The 17,047-nt window shown below is 67.6% G+C and carries 18 protein-coding genes; 7 read left to right on the forward strand and 11 right to left on the reverse strand.

Annotated elements, in window-relative coordinates; translation table 11 throughout:
• Positions 1–26 precede the first annotated feature (26 nt).
• The gene (locus tag MF607_RS04380) at positions 27–218 is read right to left on the reverse strand and encodes a hypothetical protein (protein ID WP_242116281.1); all 192 of its coding nucleotides are present in this window, start codon (positions 216–218) and stop codon (positions 27–29) included.
• A 104-nt stretch (positions 219–322) separates the two neighbouring features.
• Positions 323–2,599: an ATP-dependent helicase gene (locus tag MF607_RS04385; RefSeq protein ID WP_242116286.1), complete on the reverse strand. Its 2,277-nt coding sequence runs from the start codon at positions 2,597–2,599 to the stop codon at positions 323–325.
• A gap of 192 nt (positions 2,600–2,791) precedes the next feature.
• On the opposite strand from MF607_RS04385, the gene MF607_RS04390 reads away from it, so the two are divergent.
• Together MF607_RS04390 and MF607_RS04395 are read left to right on the forward strand one after the other, a co-directional pair.
• Positions 2,792–3,094, forward strand: a complete 303-nt coding sequence (locus MF607_RS04390; protein ID WP_242116289.1) for a UrcA family protein — start codon at positions 2,792–2,794, stop codon at positions 3,092–3,094.
• 116 nt (positions 3,095–3,210) lie between these two features.
• The gene (locus MF607_RS04395; RefSeq protein WP_242116293.1) at positions 3,211–4,476 is read left to right on the forward strand and encodes an MFS transporter; all 1,266 of its coding nucleotides are present in this window, start codon (positions 3,211–3,213) and stop codon (positions 4,474–4,476) included.
• A gap of 2 nt (positions 4,477–4,478) precedes the next feature.
• On the opposite strand, the gene MF607_RS04400 is transcribed toward MF607_RS04395, so the two are convergent.
• From MF607_RS04400 to MF607_RS04410, 3 genes are all read right to left on the reverse strand, one after another.
• Positions 4,479–5,678: a GGDEF domain-containing protein gene (locus MF607_RS04400; protein WP_242116294.1), complete on the reverse strand. Its 1,200-nt coding sequence runs from the start codon at positions 5,676–5,678 to the stop codon at positions 4,479–4,481.
• 67 nt (positions 5,679–5,745) lie between these two features.
• Entirely contained in the window at positions 5,746–6,300 is a 555-nt protein-coding gene (rsmD, locus tag MF607_RS04405; protein ID WP_242116296.1) for a 16S rRNA (guanine(966)-N(2))-methyltransferase RsmD, read from the reverse strand.
• Positions 6,300–7,862, reverse strand: a complete 1,563-nt coding sequence (locus tag MF607_RS04410; RefSeq protein WP_242116452.1) for a pseudouridine synthase — start codon at positions 7,860–7,862, stop codon at positions 6,300–6,302. The genes rsmD and MF607_RS04410 overlap by 1 nt, the downstream gene beginning before the upstream one ends.
• Positions 7,863–7,978: 116 nt before the next feature.
• Here MF607_RS04410 and MF607_RS04415 point away from each other — a divergent pair, with 116 nt between their 5' ends.
• Positions 7,979–8,413, forward strand: a complete 435-nt coding sequence (locus MF607_RS04415) for a response regulator (RefSeq protein WP_242116298.1) — start codon at positions 7,979–7,981, stop codon at positions 8,411–8,413.
• A gap of 222 nt (positions 8,414–8,635) precedes the next feature.
• Positions 8,636–10,270 (forward strand): AmpG family muropeptide MFS transporter, encoded by a 1,635-nt coding sequence (locus tag MF607_RS04420; protein ID WP_242116305.1) that lies wholly within the window; start codon positions 8,636–8,638, stop codon positions 10,268–10,270.
• 196 nt (positions 10,271–10,466) lie between these two features.
• Here MF607_RS04420 and MF607_RS04425 read toward each other — a convergent pair whose 3' ends face one another.
• From MF607_RS04425 to MF607_RS04450, 6 genes are all read right to left on the reverse strand, one after another.
• Positions 10,467–11,771, reverse strand: coding sequence for a bifunctional folylpolyglutamate synthase/dihydrofolate synthase (locus MF607_RS04425; protein ID WP_242116307.1), 1,305 nt, complete (start codon positions 11,769–11,771; stop codon positions 10,467–10,469).
• A gap of 150 nt (positions 11,772–11,921) precedes the next feature.
• Positions 11,922–12,773: an acetyl-CoA carboxylase, carboxyltransferase subunit beta gene (accD, locus tag MF607_RS04430; protein ID WP_242116309.1), complete on the reverse strand. Its 852-nt coding sequence runs from the start codon at positions 12,771–12,773 to the stop codon at positions 11,922–11,924.
• Positions 12,770–13,570, reverse strand: a complete 801-nt coding sequence (gene trpA, locus MF607_RS04435) for a tryptophan synthase subunit alpha (protein WP_242116311.1) — start codon at positions 13,568–13,570, stop codon at positions 12,770–12,772. Before trpA ends, accD begins: the two co-directional genes overlap by 4 nt.
• Positions 13,567–14,007 carry an endonuclease domain-containing protein gene (locus MF607_RS04440; protein ID WP_242116312.1) on the reverse strand — a complete coding sequence of 147 codons (441 nt, stop codon included), beginning with the start codon at positions 14,005–14,007 and terminating at the stop codon, positions 13,567–13,569. The genes trpA and MF607_RS04440 overlap by 4 nt, the downstream gene beginning before the upstream one ends.
• A gap of 39 nt (positions 14,008–14,046) precedes the next feature.
• Positions 14,047–15,276, reverse strand: a complete 1,230-nt coding sequence (trpB, locus tag MF607_RS04445) for a tryptophan synthase subunit beta (RefSeq protein WP_242116315.1) — start codon at positions 15,274–15,276, stop codon at positions 14,047–14,049.
• Positions 15,277–15,316: 40 nt separating this feature from the next.
• Positions 15,317–15,952 carry a phosphoribosylanthranilate isomerase gene (locus MF607_RS04450; protein ID WP_242116316.1) on the reverse strand — a complete coding sequence of 212 codons (636 nt, stop codon included), beginning with the start codon at positions 15,950–15,952 and terminating at the stop codon, positions 15,317–15,319.
• Positions 15,953–16,129: 177 nt separating this feature from the next.
• Here MF607_RS04450 and MF607_RS04455 point away from each other — a divergent pair, with 177 nt between their 5' ends.
• Genes MF607_RS04455 through MF607_RS04465 form a run of 3 tightly spaced genes read left to right on the forward strand, consistent with a single transcriptional unit; the run spans position 16,130 to position 17,044 of the window.
• Positions 16,130–16,390 carry a hypothetical protein gene (locus MF607_RS04455; RefSeq protein WP_242116318.1) on the forward strand — a complete coding sequence of 87 codons (261 nt, stop codon included), beginning with the start codon at positions 16,130–16,132 and terminating at the stop codon, positions 16,388–16,390.
• Complete coding sequence (locus MF607_RS04460) at positions 16,380–16,799, forward strand: class I SAM-dependent methyltransferase (protein ID WP_242116319.1); 420 nt, start codon at positions 16,380–16,382, stop codon at positions 16,797–16,799. Before MF607_RS04455 ends, MF607_RS04460 begins: the two co-directional genes overlap by 11 nt.
• Positions 16,796–17,044, forward strand: coding sequence for a hypothetical protein (locus MF607_RS04465; RefSeq protein WP_242116320.1), 249 nt, complete (start codon positions 16,796–16,798; stop codon positions 17,042–17,044). The genes MF607_RS04460 and MF607_RS04465 overlap by 4 nt, the downstream gene beginning before the upstream one ends.
• The last annotated feature ends 3 nt before the right edge of the window (positions 17,045–17,047 follow it).

Raw genomic sequence — 17,047 nt, forward strand, 5'->3', positions numbered from 1 at the left:
CTGTCGCTCCGCCTTCGTACGCCGCGTCAATCCCGCGGAACGATGCCAAGCACCGGGGGCGCAGGCCGGCCGCGCTCCGCATCCTGCAACATAATCGAGTAGCGCTCCGCCATTTCGCGATGGACGCGCCGCACCTCCGGAAGCAACGCGCTGTCCGCACGCGTCCGGGCTTCATCCAGCCGGCGGCGGTAATATTCGGTATTGTTGATCGTCGACATCGGAACCTCCTGACGGTCCGCAGTTTGCCGGCCGAACAATATACCAAGCTGAAAATCGGGTCGCTGACATACGTTAAGCACGGCTTCACGATGCAGTCGAAACGTCAGCCCGGCGTCACGAAACTGTCGAGCACCCGTTTCTGTCCGGCGGTCTCGAACTGTACTTCCAGCTTGTTGCCCTCGATCGTCTCGATCGTGCCGTAGCCGAATTTTTGATGGAACACCCGCTGCCCGGTCGACAGATCGCTGCGCCCTTTATTGCCGAGGCTGATCGCGCTCGCGCGCGCCTCGACCACCCGCGACGGGGTGGTGGTGAAGCTCGACCCCTGCGACGCGGCGCGCTGCCAGCCCGGACCGCGCCCCGTCCCGCGCGCGACATCGGCGAACGGGTCGGCGCGCTCGCTCCAATTGGCACGCCACAGGCTTTCGCCACCCGCCATGGTGGTTTCCGTCTCGATATGCTCGGGCGGAAGTTCGCTGACGAAGCGTGACGGCAGTGACGAATTCCACTGACCATAGATGCGGCGATTGGCGGCATGGAACACCACTGCCAGCCGCCGCGCGCGGGTGATCGCGACATAGGCGAGGCGGCGTTCCTCCTCGAGGCTCGCCGTGCCGCCTTCATCGAGCGAACGCTGCGACGGGAACAGCCCTTCCTCCCAGCCGACGCAAAATACCGTGTCGAATTCCAGCCCCTTGGCGGCATGGATGGTCATGATCGTGACCTTCGGCTCCTCCGCCGACGCCTCATTGTCCATAACCAGCGAGACATGTTCGAGGAACGCACCGAGCGACTCATATTCCTCCATCGCCCGTACGAGTTCGGTGAGGTTCTCCAGCCGCCCGGCGGCCTCGGCGGTCTTTTCCGCCTGATACATGGCGGTATAGCCGCTTTCGTCGAGCAACTGCCGCGCGAGTTCGGCATGGGGCAGGCTCTGCGCCATGTCGCGCCACCGCGCGAAGTCGCCGACCAGCCGCCCCAGCGACTTGCGCGCCGCGCCGGTCAGTTCGTCGGTGTCGAGGATGCGCGCGGCGGCGGTCATCAACGAAGAGCCGGTGGCGCGGGCATAGCGGTGGACGGTCTGCACCGCCTTGTCGCCCAGTCCCCGCTTGGGCACATTGACGATCCGTTCGAAGGCGAGATCGTCAGCCGGCTGGTTGACGACGCGCAAATAGGCGAGCGCATCGCGGATTTCGGCGCGTTCGTAGAAGCGGAAGCCACCGACGATCCGGTACGGCATGCCGATGCCGATAAAGCGTTCTTCGAACTCGCGCGTCTGGTGCTGCGCGCGGACGAGGATCGCGAACTGGTCGAGATTCCTGCCGTCGCGTTGCCCGCGTTCGATCATCTCGCCGACGCGGCGCGCTTCTTCGGGGCCGTCCCACACGCCGATGACGCGGACCTTCTCGCCGACATCGGTTTCGGTCCACAGCGTCTTGCCCAGCCGCCCGCCATTATGCGCGATCACGCCCGATGCCGCGCCCAGGATATGCGGGGTCGACCGGTAATTCTGTTCCAGCCGCACGATCTTCGCGCCCGGAAAGTCGCGTTCGAAGCGCAGGATATTTTCGACCTGCGCACCCCGCCACGAATAGATCGACTGGTCGTCGTCGCCGACGCAGCACAGGTTGCGGCGTTCCTGCGCCAGCAACCGCAGCCACAGATACTGGACGCTGTTCGTGTCCTGATATTCATCGACCATGATGTAGCGGAAACGCTGCTGATACTGAGCCAGCACCTCGCGATGGGTGCGCAGGATCGTCAGCACATGCAGCAACAGGTCGCCGAAGTCGCAGGCATTCACCGCCTTCAACCGGTCCTGATATTGCTGGTACAATTCGCCGCCGCGCCCATTGGCGAAGCGTTCGCTTTCCCCGGCATCGACATCGGCCGGGACCATCCCCTTGTTCTTCCAACCGTCGATCAACCCGGCCAGGCTGCGCGCCGGCCAGCGTTTTTCGTCGAGGTTCGCGGCGACGATCAACTGCTTGAGCAGCCGCAACTGGTCGTCGGTATCGAGGATGGTGAAGTTGGATTGCAGCCCGACCAGTTCGGCATGCCGCCGCAGCATCTTGGCACCGATCGCGTGGAAAGTGCCGAGCCACGGCATCCCCTCCACCATGTCGCCGACCAGCCGCCCGACACGCTCGCGCATCTCGCGTGCGGCCTTGTTGGTGAAGGTCACCGACAGGATTTCGGATGGATACGCCTTGCGGGTATAGAGCAGATGCGCCAGCCGCGCGGTCAGCGCCGCGGTCTTGCCGGTGCCCGCGCCCGCCAGCACCAGCACCGGGCCGTCGGTGGTCAGCACCGCATCACGCTGCGGTTCGTTCAGCCCGCGCAGATAGGGCGGATCGGCAGGAGTGGGAACAAGCGACATTGCCGAACAGGTAGGGAACGAAACGTAAAGCGACAAGCAAGATAATTGTTTCGAAACCGTCATCGTCCTGCCATCGACGGTTCGCTGCGTTGCAATAATTCCGGCCTATCAGCGCGTTGCCGGCGGACGGCGGCGTCCGATACACGGGCGACCGCTGCCGCGACGGGCACCGAATTCGCAGGAGCTACCATCATGACCATCCGTATCGTCGCCCTTGCGGCGACCGCTTTCGCGTGTCTGTCGTCCGTTGCCCATGCCGAAGTGCGCGAACCTGTCTCGGTCCGCGTGTCCTATGCCGGACTGGACCTGACCAAGGTCGACGACCGTCGCATTCTCGACGCGCGTATCGACCGTGCGTCGCTCAAGGCATGTCGCTCGACCGCGTTCGGTCTGCGCCGGATCGCCGACGAAAACCGCTGCCGTGCCGAAATGCACCGCGACGGCCAGGTCCGGGTCGCGCAGTTGCAGCCGGTGACGGTCGCCAGCGCGAAGTAAACCGGGCGGTTCGCCACCCCGGCCCCCGCGCCGGGGGTGGCGACACCAATAGTTGCGTACTGGTGCGTATCGGGGAAACCTTCTTGCGCAACGGTGCCAAATCGTTAGGCGGGGGCATGATCCGTCCCCATCCCATGTTGGCCCACCGCCGCATCCTGATCGCCAGCTTGATCGGCACTTCGGTCGAATTCTACGACTTCTATATCTACGCGACCGCGGCGACCCTCGTCTTCGGATCGCTGTTCTTTCCGTCCGAAAGTGCGTCCGCACAGTTGATGGCCAGCTATCTGTCGATCGGTCTTGCCTTTGTCGCTCGGCCGCTCGGCGCGGTGGTGTTCGGCCATTTCGGCGACCGGCTCGGCCGCAAGTCGACGCTGGTTGCATCGTTGATGCTGATGGGCGGATCGACCCTGCTGATCGCGTTCCTGCCCACCTATGCGCAGGTCGGCTGGGTCGCGCCGCTGCTGCTGTGCACGTTGCGGTTCGCGCAGGGGCTGGGGCTGGGCGGCGAATGGGGCGGGGCGGCATTGCTCGCGGTCGAGAATGCGCCGCCCGGCTGGCGCGGACGGTTCGGCATGGTTCCGCAACTCGGCGCGCCGGTCGGCTTCATCGCCGCCAACGGGCTGTTCCTGCTGCTCGGCCTGACCCTGTCCGAGGCCGATTTTCTTGCCTGGGGCTGGCGCCTGCCGTTCCTGTTTAGCGTCGCGCTGGTCGGGCTGGGTCTCTGGGTCCGGGTGAAGCTCACCGAAACCCCCGCTTTTGCGCAGGCGCTGGCGCATGAGGCTCCGCCCAGCGTTCCGATCGCCGAACTGGCCGGCAGCCATTTGCGCGCGACCCTAGCCGGCACCTTCGGCGTGATCGCCTGTTTCGCGCTCTATTACATCGCGACGACCTTCGTGCTCGGCTACGGCACCACCACGCTCGGCTATCCGCGCGGCGCGTTCCTGCAGACCCAGTTGGTCGCGATCCTGTTCATGGCGCTGGGCATCGCGCTCGCCGGCTGGCTGTCCGATCGCTTGACGCCGACGCGGGTTTTGGCAGGCGGTTGTATCGGCGTGGTGCTGGCGGGCGGCCTGCTCGGACCGATGATCGGCGGCGGATCGCTGTTCGTCATCGGCGCGTGGCTGTCGTTCGCGCTGCTGATGATGGGCTTCGTCTATGGCCCGCTCGGCGCGTGGCTGCCCGTGCTGTTCCCGGCGCGCGTGCGCTATACCGGTGCGTCGATGGGGTTCAATATCGGCGGCGTCATCGGCGGCGGGCTGACCCCCAGTATCGCGCAGGCTTTGTCGATCGATTATGGCCTGTGGTCGGTCGGCATGGTGCTGGCCGGGGCAGGGGTGGCCAGCCTGATCGGCCTCACCCTCGTCCCGCGCGCCCGCTGACGTCAGCCAGCCCGGCTGACTCGGCTCGGTTCGGCGTTCGGTTCGACGCCGACCGGATCGGGTACCGGCAGGATGCGGTTGCGCCCGGCATCCTTGGCGGCATAGGCGGCGCGATCGGCACGCTCCAGCAGGCTGTCGATCGTGTCCGCCGGCTCCAGCACCGCCAGCCCGGCGCTGATCGTCACCGCCGGCAGATGCGAGGAGGTTTCCGACAACGCCGTCCGCACAGTCTGCGCGCTCAGCCACGCCCCGCGCAGCGTCGTGCGTTCGAGCAGCGCGACGAATTCCTCCCCGCCCAGCCGGCCGACCGCCGCGCTCGCGGGCAGGCGATCGGCAAGGATCCGGGCAAAGGCACGCAGCACCGCGTCGCCGGTGGCATGGCCGTAATTGTCGTTGACCCGCTTGAAATGGTCGAGGTCGAACAGGATCGCTGCCAATGGTTGCGCGCGTGCGCGGGCATCGGCCGTCATCGCCCGTGCGCGCCGGTCGAACCCGCGGCGGTTGGCGATGCCGGTGAGCGGATCGGTCTCCGATTCGGCGATCGTCCGTCCCATTGCCGCCTGCACGACCAGCAACAGGACCAGCAACCCGACGGTCACGATCAGCATCCCGCCGACCGATTGCGACAGCAAGGCATAGCTGCTCGCGGCATAGGCGATCGCCGTCGCCCCCGATCCGAACGCCGCGGCGAACAGCGGCTTGATGATGAAATAGGTCGTCATCAGCGCCAGCGCGATGCCCAGCGCCAGCCATAGCGGGTCGCGCCGCCGCCGCACCGCGTCGACCGCGATGACCGTCGCCAGCGCCGATCCGACCATGAAGGGCGACTGGAACGCCAGCTCATACCACAGCTCGTTGCGCGGACCGTCCCAGATCGCCGCCCGCAGCAGCGCGCCGCACAGGATCAGCAGCGCGACCGCCCCCCAAGGCCGCCGCCGCCCCGCCATCGGTGCCAGCCCCAGCAGCAGCATCGCTATGCTGACGAGGAACGATCCGTAGCTGAGCATCATGAACGGCGTCGTGAATGGTGTCAGCCGGACGCCCAGCTCGCTGAGCGGCGTCATCCCACCGATCAGATAGGTCAGCGCGAAATAGGTGACATAACGCTGTCCCGGATAAGACAGGCGGATGATCGCGAACGTTACCGCGAACAGACCGGCGACGACCGCATTGACGATCAGGGCGTAGACCGCACTATCCATCCTTGCTTGTCCGGTATCCGTCTTTGCCGCGTCTGCAAGCGATCTTCGCCGCGAACGCGCCGGTCCGTCAATCCCCGTCGTTCATAGCAAGTCGCAATAGCGTTATCTTGGCCTTGCCATAGACACGCTCGGCATCGACCGTGAAGCGGGGCAGGTCGATCGGCTCGGCCTTGGCGGTTTCGATGCTGACCCAGGTCGCCGGCCCGATCCAGCCGAGCCGCGCCAGCTTGTCCGCCGCCACCGCGCCGGCGCCGCTGCCATAGGGCGGGTCCATCATCACCACGTCGAGCGGACGCGGGGCGGGGCCCAGCGCCAGCACCGAGGTCGCGCGCACGTCGCCGCCCGCCGCGTCGAGCTTGGTCAGATTGGCGCGCAGCGCGTCGAGCGCCGCCCGGTCCTGTTCGACGAACAGACATGTCGCGGCACCGCGCGACAATGCCTCGATCCCCAGCGCCCCCGATCCGGCGAACAGATCGGCGACCGCCAGTTCGTTGAAGCTGCCGACCCGGCTGGCCAGCATCGAGAACAGCGCCTCGCGCGTGCGATCGGCGGTGGGACGGGTCGCATCGCCCTTCGGCGCGACGATCGGCCGGCCGCGCCACATGCCCGAAATGACCCGCATCAGCGCTTGCCCCCGCCCGGACGGCCGCCCTTGGGCTTGCCCTTGGCGGGCTTGTTCGACGGCGTGGCCTTGGCCCAGCCGGTCGGCTTGCGCTTCGGCCGGTCGACGAAACTCGCCCGGTCGGCATCGGCCGCCTGTTCGCGCGTCATCCGCTTTTCGACCGGACCGCGTGGGGCCTCGCTGCGCTCGACGCGGGGTTTGCGGGCGACCCCGTCATAGCCCGGCCGATCGGCATGGGCGGCGGCACGGCGCGTGCGGGCATTGTCGGGCCGTTCGCCATAGGCCCGTCGGTCGCCCAGTCCCGGCTGACGCCGTTCGGCGGGCGTCTGCCCCGCCTGCGTCAGCGGATCGAAGCCATCGCGCCGTTCGACCGGGCGTTCGGTCGCATGGGTGCGCGGACCGACCCGGCGCTGGTCCGGGCTGCGCGACCGATCGCCGAAGCCGACGCGTTCCGGCCGCGCCCCGAAGTTGCGCCGTTCGCCATCGCCCTGTGGCCGCGCCCCGAAGCTGCGCCGTTCGCCATCGCCCTGTGGCCGTGAGCCGAAGCTGCGCCGTTCGCCATCGCCTTGCGGACGTCCGCCGAAGCTGCGCCGCTCGCCGTCCCCCTGCGGCCGGCCCGGACCGTCGCGGTCGGGACGGCGGCCGCTGAAGCCCGACCGTTGCCCGTCGCGTTCGGTCCGGGGTCGCCGTTCGTCGAAGCGCGCCGCCACCGGTTCGGGACGCGGCAACGGCGTCGCGCGCTTCCATGCCTTCAGTGCCGCCGGATCGGCGCCTTCGGGGGTCGGCTTGCTGGTCGGCTTGTTGGCTAGCGTCTTGCGGAACGCGACCAGCTCATGCTGCTTGATCTCGTCCACCTCGCCCTCGGGGAGGTCCTCGAGGAAGAAGGGGCCGTAGCGCGTACGGATCAGCCGCGACACCTTCAGCCCCAGATGTTCGAGGACGCGGCGAACCTCGCGGTTCTTGCCCTCGGTCAGCGTCATCTCGATCCAGGTATTGGTGCCGGTGCGCCGTTCGAGATTGGCGTTGATCGGGCCATAGCGCACGCCCTCGATCTCGATGCCCATCATCAGTTCTTCGAGCGTCTGCTGGCTGATCTCACCATAGGCGCGCGCGCGATAGGTCCGCTCGACCCCGGTCGCCGGCAGTTCCAGACGGCGCTTCAATTCGCCGTCGGTGGTCATCAGCAACAACCCCTCGGTATTCAGATCGAGCCGCCCGACCGGGATCAGCCGCGGCAACCCCTTGGGCAGCCGGTCGTAGATCGTCTCGCGCCCGGCGCCGTCGCGCTCGGCGGTCAATGTGCCGGCGGGCTTGTGGAAGCGGAACAGGCGGGTCGGTTCGGGCGCGGCGACCGGCGCTCCGTCGACAGTCACGCCCTTCAGATTGGGCAGGATGGTCGCGGGCGTTTCGAGGACGACGCCGTCCAGCGCGACGCGCCCGGCGGCGATCATGCGTTCGATGTCGCGGCGCGATGCGACGCCGGCACGCGCCAGCAGCTTGGCGATTCGCTGGCCTTCACGGGGGGAATCGGTCGTGGATTCGGGTGGGGTAACGATGGTCAGGGTATCCGTTTGCGGCGATGTGACGAAAGTTTCAGCCGAAGCGGTTCCTTCGTCGCCTTCGCGAGTTTGTGCGTTCGTATAAGCTGTAAGCATCCCGGTGGAAAGCGAGTGGGGCAATGTTGTTCGGGCGCAAGAAGCGGCACATCAACCGGATCCTGGTCGTCGAGGACGAACCCCTGGTCGCGTTCGACACCGAACATTTCCTGGGGGCCTCGGGTTTCGAGATCGCGGCGACGGTCGACACCGTGGCGGGCGCATTGGCGACGCTCGAATCCGGTTGCGACCTCGACCTCGTGCTGGTGGACATCAACCTGTCCGACGGCAGCGGGCTGGACGTGGCGCGATCGGCGCATGAACGCGGCATGCCGGTGTTGCTGGTCACCGGTGCCTGTCCGCAGGAGGCGCAGGTCTTCGCCGCCGGATGCCTCAGCAAACCCTATCCGCAAAAGGATCTGCTGAGCGCGATCGACGCGATCGACGCGGTGATCGGCGGCGCGAAACTGCCGCGCCGGTTGCCGAGCGGGTTCAACCTGTTCCGCACGGCGGCGTAGCCTAGCTCTCCCGCGCACCCCGTTCGGTTCGAGCAGCTTCGAGCCTGTCGAGAAGCGTCCGTCGAGAACGCCGGTCCACGGGCAGCCCGTTCTCGATACGCGCTCTCGACAAGCTTGACCGCTACTTGAACCGAACGGATTGGATTGGGGGAGGGCACCGCCCACCACCTTGCCGCCACCGCCAACCCCTTCTACGGTCCGCCCCCTTCCTGGAGGACTTGCATGACCGAAGCCGCGCCCAAGGGGCTGGCGCTGATCCATATGGGGCTGGGCAATCGCAAGACGGCGGCGATGTTCGCCTTCGGTCTGGCGGCCGGGCTGCCCTTCACCCTGTTGCTTGGCACGCTCAACGCGTGGCTGGCGGAGGCGAAGATCAACCTCGCGACCATCGGGCTGTTGTCGTGGATCGGGCTGATCGCGGCGTTCAAGTTCCTGTGGTCGCCGGTCGTCGACCGGCTGCGCCTACCGCTGCTCGAACGCTTCGGACGGCGAAAGTCGTGGCTGCTGCTGTGTCAGGCGGTGCTGGTCGCGACCTTCCTGACCCTGTCGGTCAGCGATCCGGCGACCGCCATCGGCTGGTTCGCGCTGGTCGCGGTGATCGGCGCATTCGCGGCGGCGACGCAGGATACGGTGATCGACGCCTGGCGGATCGACGTCGCCGACGAACGCGCGACGCTCGGCATCCTGTCGTCGATCTACCAGCTGGGCTATCGCATCGCGACGCTGATCGGCGGGGCGCTGGCGCTGGTGCTGGCCGATGCGATCACCTGGCCGCTGGTCTATGCGGTGATGGGCGCGTTGATGGCGGCGCTGCTAATCGCGACGCTGTTCGCGCCCGACACACCGCGCCCGGTCATCGAACGGGTGGTCGGCGGCGCGGTAGGCCCAAGCACCTGCGACAAGCGCACCGGCCTGCTCATCGTCGGCCTGTGCTGGGGCTGGGCGATCGTCACCATCGGCGCGTTCATGGTCCGCGTCCTGAACGTCGCGCCCGGCGAAACCCCGCCCAGCGTCGGCGACTTCACCCGGCTGACCGGACCATGGATCATCGTCGTCACCGTCGTCGTGCCCGCGCTGGTCGCGGCATGGCTCAACCGGCAGGCGCAACTGGCGGAATGGCTCGGCTGGAACCGCGACGGGGCTGCGGCACCGACGCCCGGCGTCATCGAACACGGCTATCGCGCACTCATCCTGCCGCTGTCCGAACTGGTCGGGCGGCTAGGGTTCGGCGCGATCATCGTCCTCGGGCTGATCCTCAGCTACCGGCTGTGCGATTCGATCTGGGGGCCGTTCGCCTATCCCTTCTATCTCGAGGAGTTGCAGTACACGAATGCTGAGGTCGCCTTCGCGTCCAAGATCTTCGGCGTCGGCATGACCATCCTCGGCGTGTCGCTGGGTGGCATATCGTTCGCGATGCTGGGACGGATGCCGACGCTACTGATCGGCGCGATCGTCGCGGCGGCGAGCAACCTGCTCTATGCCGATCTGGCATCCGGATCGCCGGTCATCGACGCCGTGGCCGGGGCGACCGGCTTGCTCAACCTCGGCGTCGATGCGCGGATGATGCGGCTGATGATCGCGATCTCGGGCGAGAATATCGCGGGCGGTTTGGCCGGCGCGGCGTTCGTCGCCTATCTCTCCTCGATCGCGAGCAAGGAACATAGCGCGGTCCAATATGCGCTGCTGTCGTCGCTGACGCTGCTAGTCGGCTCGCTCGGCCGGGCAGGGCTCGGCGAGGCGGTCGAACGGATGGGCTATGCCCCGGTCTTCCGCTTCACCGCCGCTTTGGGGCTGGTCGCCATAGTGTTCGTGCTGCTCGAATGGGTGCGGTGGCGGCGCGAGTTGAAGAAGGGTTGATTCACGCGGAGGCGCGGAGGCGCAGAGGGGGTACTCGCTCGGGTGCCGCCTGTCAGGCGAAGCCTTTATCTGTTGTCGGCCGTGATAGGAAAGCCGCTGTCGCGGCGGGCGCAACATTTCTGCGCCTCCGCGCCTTTGCGCGAACAACCTACTTCTTCTTCCTCCGTGTCTCCGTGCCTCCGCGAGAACCCAACCGCTAAAACGGCACCTCGTCATTCGCGGAAAGCACGGTGCCGGCCAGATACAGCGACCCCGCGATCAGCACCCCCTCCGGCTTCGACCGTGCCAGCAGATCGAGCGCAGCCGCCGGATCGGTCGCGACATCGGCGGTCAGCCCCAGCCCCCGCGCCTGCCGCGCCAGTTCGGCCGGCGGATGGTGCGCATGGCCCGGCACCGGAACCGCGACGACGTGGTCGACCACCCCGGCCAGATGCCGCAACACCGCGCTTGCATCCTTGTTGGCCAGCATGCCGAGCACCAGCGCCGAACGTTCGCCGCGCGTGATCCGGGGCCAGCCCCGCGCCACTTCGATCGCGGCGGATTCGTTGTGCGCCCCGTCGAGCCACACGCCATGGCGCGGATTCACCCGCCCGGTCAGCGGCCCGCCGGCGCGTAGCCGCTGCATCCGCGCCGGCCAGCGCGCGGTGCCGGCGGCGGTGCGGATCGCCGCGTCCGACGCCGGCACCGCCGACTGATGCCGCAACATCGCCGCCGCCAGCGCTAGATTGTCGCGCTGATGCACCCCCGCCAGCGCCGGTTCGGGCAGGTCGAGCGTCCCCATCGCATCGCGATACCGTCCGTCGACTACGTCCCAAGCCGATCCCCGCGCGATCAGCGCCGCCCCCGCCGCGTCGGCCGTCGCCTCGACCCGAGCGGCGATCTCCGGGGGATAGGCGAGGGTGACGACAGGTACGCCCGGCTTAGCGATGCCCGCCTTTTCGCCCGCAATCCCGACCAGCGACGATCCCAGAAACGCCTCATGATCGATGCCGAGCGCCGCGATGCCGCACGCGACGGGCGCGGGCAGGACGTTGGTCGCATCGAGCCGTCCGCCCAGCCCGACCTCGATTACGCACGCATCGGCCGGCGTGCGTGCGAAGGCGAGAAACGCGGCGGCGGTCGTGATCTCGAAGAAGCTTGCCCCGATCCCCTCGGCGGCGTCGAGCACCTCGCCCAGCAGCGCCGCGAGCGACGGATCGTCGATCAGCGTCCCCGCCAGCCGGATACGTTCGTTGAACCGCACCAGATGGGGGCTGGCATAGACATGCACCCTGAGCCCCGCCGCCTCGATCGCCGCGCGCAGATAGGCGCAGGTCGACCCCTTCCCATTGGTCCCCGCGACATGGAACACTGGCGGCAGATATAGATGCGGATCGCCCAGCCGCGCCAACAGCCGGGTGATGCGATCGAGGCCGAGAATATCGGCACCGGGCGACAGCAAGGTCAGCCGGTCGAGCTGCGCCTGCACGGCGGGATCGGTCGAGATGGCGAAATCGGGCATTCCAAATCCTCCCCGGCACGGGGAGGGGGACCATGCGCAGCTTGGTGGAGGCGGGTGACCACCTCCACAACGGTTGCGTTTCGCCGCCATCCCCCTCCACCACCGCTACGCGGCGGTCCCCCTCCCCGCAGAGCGGGGAGGAATTGGCCGTTACGCCGCTTCCTTGCGCCCCAGAAACTCGATCAACTGCGCCAGTTCGGCCGGCAGATCACGCCGATGCGTCACGCGGTCGATCAGGCCGTGGTCGCGATAATATTCGCTGGTCTGGAAATCCTCCGGCAGCTTCTCGCGGATCGTGCTTTCGATCACGCGCCGTCCGGTGAACGCCAGCGTCGCCTTCGGCTCGGCGATCTGCACGTCGCCCAGCATCGCATAGGCCGCCATCACCCCGCCCGAGGTCGGGTCGGTCAGCACCACCAGATAGGGCAGGCCGGCATCGTGCAGCATCTCGATCGCGACCGTCGTGCGCGGCATCTGCATCAGGCTGAGAATGCCCTCCTGCATCCGCGCGCCGCCGCTGGCGGTAAACACGATATAGGGCACGCCGCGCGCGATCGCGGCCTCGACTCCGGCAATGAACGCCTCGCCGACGAACTGGCCCATCGACCCGCCCATGAACGCGAAATTCTGCACGCCGATCACGCAACCCCGCCCGGCGATGGTGCCATAGGCGTTCTGATAGGCGTCCTGTTCGCCGGTATCGGTCCGCGCCGCCTTCAGCCGGTCGACATAGCGCTTGCTGTCGCGGAACTTCAGCGGGTCTTCGGCGACCTTCGGGTTCGGCAGGATCTCGACGCTGCCGTCATCGAACAGCTGCTGGAACCGCTCTTTCGGCCCGATGCGGCCATGATGGTCGCATTGCGGGCAGACGTGCAGATTCTCTTCCCACTCCTTGTTGAAGATCATCTGCCCGCACCCCTTGCACTTGTGCCAGAGATGGTCAGTCGTTTCCTTGCGCGCGACGAAGGGCAGGGCGTTGCGGACGCGGTTGAGCCAGCTCATGCGGGTTCCTTGCTCGCCGTCGCGATCGCCGCGGCGAGGCTTTCGATATAGGATTGGACGGGGGCGGCGGCGCGTTGCCCATGCTGCGCGACGATCTCGACGATCGCCGATCCGACGACGACGCCATCGGCGACGCGGGCGATATTGGCCGCCTGTTCGGGGGTGCGCACGCCGAAGCCGACCGCGATCGGCAGGTCGGTCGCGGCCTTCAATCGGGCGACGGCATCGTCGATCGACGCCTGCACCGCTTGCTGCTTGCCGGTGATCCCCGCGACCGAGACGTAATAGAGAAAGCCGCCGGCCCCCGCCAGCACGCGCGGCAGCCGGGCGGCGTCGGTCGTCGGCGTGGCCAGCCGGATCGCGGCGACATCCTGCGCGCGCAACTGTTCGCCCAGGCTGTCGTCTTCCTCGGGCGGGATGTCGACGCAGATCACGCCATCGACTCCGGCGGCGGCGCAGCTCTGCGCGAACCAGTCGGCCCCGCGCCGGACCATGGGGTTGGCATAGCCCATCAGCACCAGCGGCACGTCGGGGTGGCGTTCGCGAAAGCCCGCTGCGATGCGCAGCACATCGGCGGTCCGCGTTCCCGCCGCCAGCGAACGGATGTTCGCCGACTGGATGGCGGGACCATCGGCCATCGGATCGGTGAACGGCATGCCTAGTTCGATCACGTCGGCTCCCCCCGCGACCAGCGCGTCGAGGATGGCAGGCGTGGCGTCGGGCGTCGGATCGCCGGCGGTGACGAAGCACACCAGCGCTGGACGGCCCTTCGCAAAGGCAGCGGCAAGGCGGTTCAAAGCCCTCTCCCCTTCAGGGGAGTTGCAGGTCGGTTGTGCCCCCGGCACAACCTCAACAGCGCGGGGCGCTGTTGACCTGCAACTGGTTGGGAGAGGGGATGAGTCACGATACTTTCCAACAAGCGCAACACGCCTTCCAAATTATGCATCACGTCAGCGTTAGCGAACCGCACTACCCGATAGCCGAGTTCGGTCAAATAGGCGCTGCGCGCTTCGCCATACTCGACGGTTTCGCCGTGCAAATGCCCGTCGACCTCGATCACCAGTCTCGGCACGTTACTGGCAAAGTCGGCGATAAACGGCCCGATCACCTTCTGCCGCCGAAACTTCACACCAGCGAACCGCTCAGCTCGCAACGCGAACCACAGTTTCTGCTCGGCAGGGGTAGGGGCTTTGCGCACGGCCTTCGCCCGTTCGATCAAACCAGCGTCGCGCACTGCCCCTCTCCCAACCCTCTCCCCTGAAGGGGAGAGGGCTTAAATCGAAACCCCCAGCGCGCTCGCGACGGTGAAGATATCCTTGTCCCCGCGGCCGCACAGGTTGGCGAGGATGATCTGGTCGATCCGCATGGTCTTCGCCCGCCGCGCCACTGCCGCAATGGCATGGGCAGGTTCCAGCGCCGGAATAATCCCCTCGGTCCGGCACAGCATCTGGAACGCGTCGAGCGCATCGACATCGGTCGCGCTGTCATATTCGACCCGGCCGATATCGCGCAGCCATGCATGTTCCGGCCCGATCCCGGGATAGTCGAGCCCCGCCGAGATCGAATGCCCCTCGGCGATCTGCCCGTCCTCGTCCTGCAACAAATAGGTCTTGTTGCCATGCAGGATGCCGGGGAACCCGCCGGCCAGCGACGCGGCATGGTCCTTGTCCAGCCCATGGCCCGCCGCCTCGACGCCCAGCATCGCCACGTCGGGATCGTCGAGGAACGGGTGGAACAGCCCGATCGCGTTCGATCCGCCACCGATCGCCGCGACCAGCAGGTCGGGCAGGCGGCTAGTTCGCTCCAGCATCTGCGCGCGCGCCTCGCGGCCGATGATGCTCTGGAAATCGCGGACCAGCTCCGGGTACGGATGCGGCCCGGCGGCGGTGCCGATGATGTAGAAGGTGTCGTGGACGTTCGCGACCCAGTCGCGCAGGCCTTCGTTCATCGCATCCGACAGCGTCGCCGCGCCACTGGTCACCGGCCGCACCTCGGCCCCCAGCAGCTTCATGCGGAACACGTTCGGCTGCTGCCGCTCGACGTCCTTGGCACCCATATAGATGACGCAGGGCAGGCCGAAGCGCGCGCAGACGGCGGCGGTCGCCACGCCATGCTGGCCGGCGCCCGTCTCGGCGATGATCCGCGTCTTGCCCATGCGGATCGCCAGCAGGATCTGGCCGATGCAATTGTTGATCTTGTGCGCGCCGGTATGGTTCAGCTCGTCGCGCTTGAACCACACCTGTGCGCCCATGCCCGGCTCGGCCGAGGCGCGCAGCGTCTCTGACAGCCGTTCGGCATGATAGAGAGGGCTGGGCCGCCCGACATAATGCGTCATCAGGTCGTCGAACTGCGCGGCAAAGGCGGGATCGGCCTTCGCCGCCTTATATTCGCGGTCGAGGTCGAGGATCAGCGGCATCAGCGTCTCGGCGACATAGCGGCCGCCAAAGGCACCGAAATGACCACGATCGTCGGGCTGGGCGCGATAGCTGTTGGGAGCGTTCATAGGGTCGCTCGTTACGCCCGGCGGCGGGCGCTGTCGAGTATCAGCCGCTGGTCACGCTGCGTACGAACGCGGCGATGCGCCCGGCGTCCTTGACCCCCGGCGCGCTTTCCACGCCCGACGACACATCGACCAGCGGCACGCGCGTCACCCGGATCGCCTCGGCGACGTTGCCGGCATCGAGCCCGCCCGACAAGGCCCAGGGCAGCGGATGGACGAAGCCGTCGAGCAGCCCCCAGTCGAACCGCAGCCCCATGCCGCCCGGCAGTGCCGCGCCGGGCGGGGTCTTGGCATCGTACAGCACCCGGTCTGCCGCCCCGACCAGCGTCCGCGCGCCGTCCAGATCGGCCCGCGTCTTGACCGCGACCGCGCCCCAGACGTCCTTGCCGGTCCGCGCCCGGATCGCGGCGATCCGATCGGGCGCGGTCTTGTGGAGCTGGATCGCGTCCAGCCGGGCGGCGGCCAACGCCGCATCGAGCAGCGCGTCGTCGGGATCGACGAACACGCCGACCTTCGCGACCTGTCCCGGCACCTGCCGCGCCAGCCCCGCCGCCGCATCGAACGCCAGATTGCGGGGGGAGGGGGCGAAGAAGACGAAACCGACATGGCTCGCCCCGGCGGTCAGTGCGGCGGCCAGCGTTTCGGGCGTCGACAGGCCGCAAATCTTGATGAGGGTCATGGCTCGCGGCTTAGCGGGCGGGGCGGCGCGGCGATAGGGCGTCGACCCCTGGAAAAATGCGCATGCTATGTCCGCACTACGCGATTGCCGACAATCGATCTCGAATTGCTATGTCGCGGTAAGTAGCTGGAATGGCACGGCCGCAACGGCGACCGGGTCCATCGAAGGCAATGGTATATGGAATCTGCAACGCAATCGGATATCGCGGAACCCGACCTGTTCTATGTCGGGCAGGACTGTGCCGGGCACTGGCTGGTTCAGGACCGGCATCGGCGACTGGAGGGACGTTTCGTCTCGTTTTCGGCGGCGTTGCGCTTCGCGGAGGCGGAGCGGCAAAGCTATCATGCCGGCATCGAACTGGCGACGGTCCCGATGATCCCGATCATTCCGTTCGGACCGGTTGCGGGCGAACCGCGGGAGGCAGCGCATGGCGCGTAACATCGCCCTCCGCGATCCGCGTTGGGATGCGATCGCCGCCACCTTGTCGGGATTGCGCCAGCGCCGCCGCCGGGCGGTGCGGATCGTCGATGCCGATTGCGGGTGCGGAACCCTGCTGCTCGCGGTATTGACCCATGCCCGCGCGCTCGGTTTCACAGCAATCGAAGGCCGGGGCCTCGACCGGTCGCCGGTGCGGATCGGGCGTGCGCGGCGTGCCGCGACGCGGCTGTGCGATCCGGCGATCGGCGTGACGTTCGATGCGGGCGACGCGCTCGGCGCGCTGGTCGACGAAGTCGACGCGCCGGCCGATATCCTGCTGTGTCACACCGCCGTTCCGGGATCGATCATGGCGGCGGCCGGGGACGTCGTGATCGACGATCCGATCCCGTCCGGGCAGGGGGCGGAATGATGCGTCGTCGCGATCTATGCTGGCGCGCCGCGGGCATGGTGCTGATCGTCAACGCCTGTGCGGTCGCGGTCCTGGCTTATGGGTCGGCGTCGGCCCTGTTCGCCCTGCCGGCGGCACTCGCCGGCCTGACGCTGGCGGTACAGGGCAAGCGGGTGATGCAGGCGATCCGGGCCACCCGTCACGGGCATGCCGATACCGCCGCTGCCATCCATCTCGGCCGGCGGCGGCACGGTCGATCCGGTTAATGG

The organism is Sphingomonas lacusdianchii, assembly GCF_022664395.1.
GTDB classification, from domain to species: Bacteria; Pseudomonadota; Alphaproteobacteria; order Sphingomonadales; family Sphingomonadaceae; genus Sphingomonas; species Sphingomonas lacusdianchii.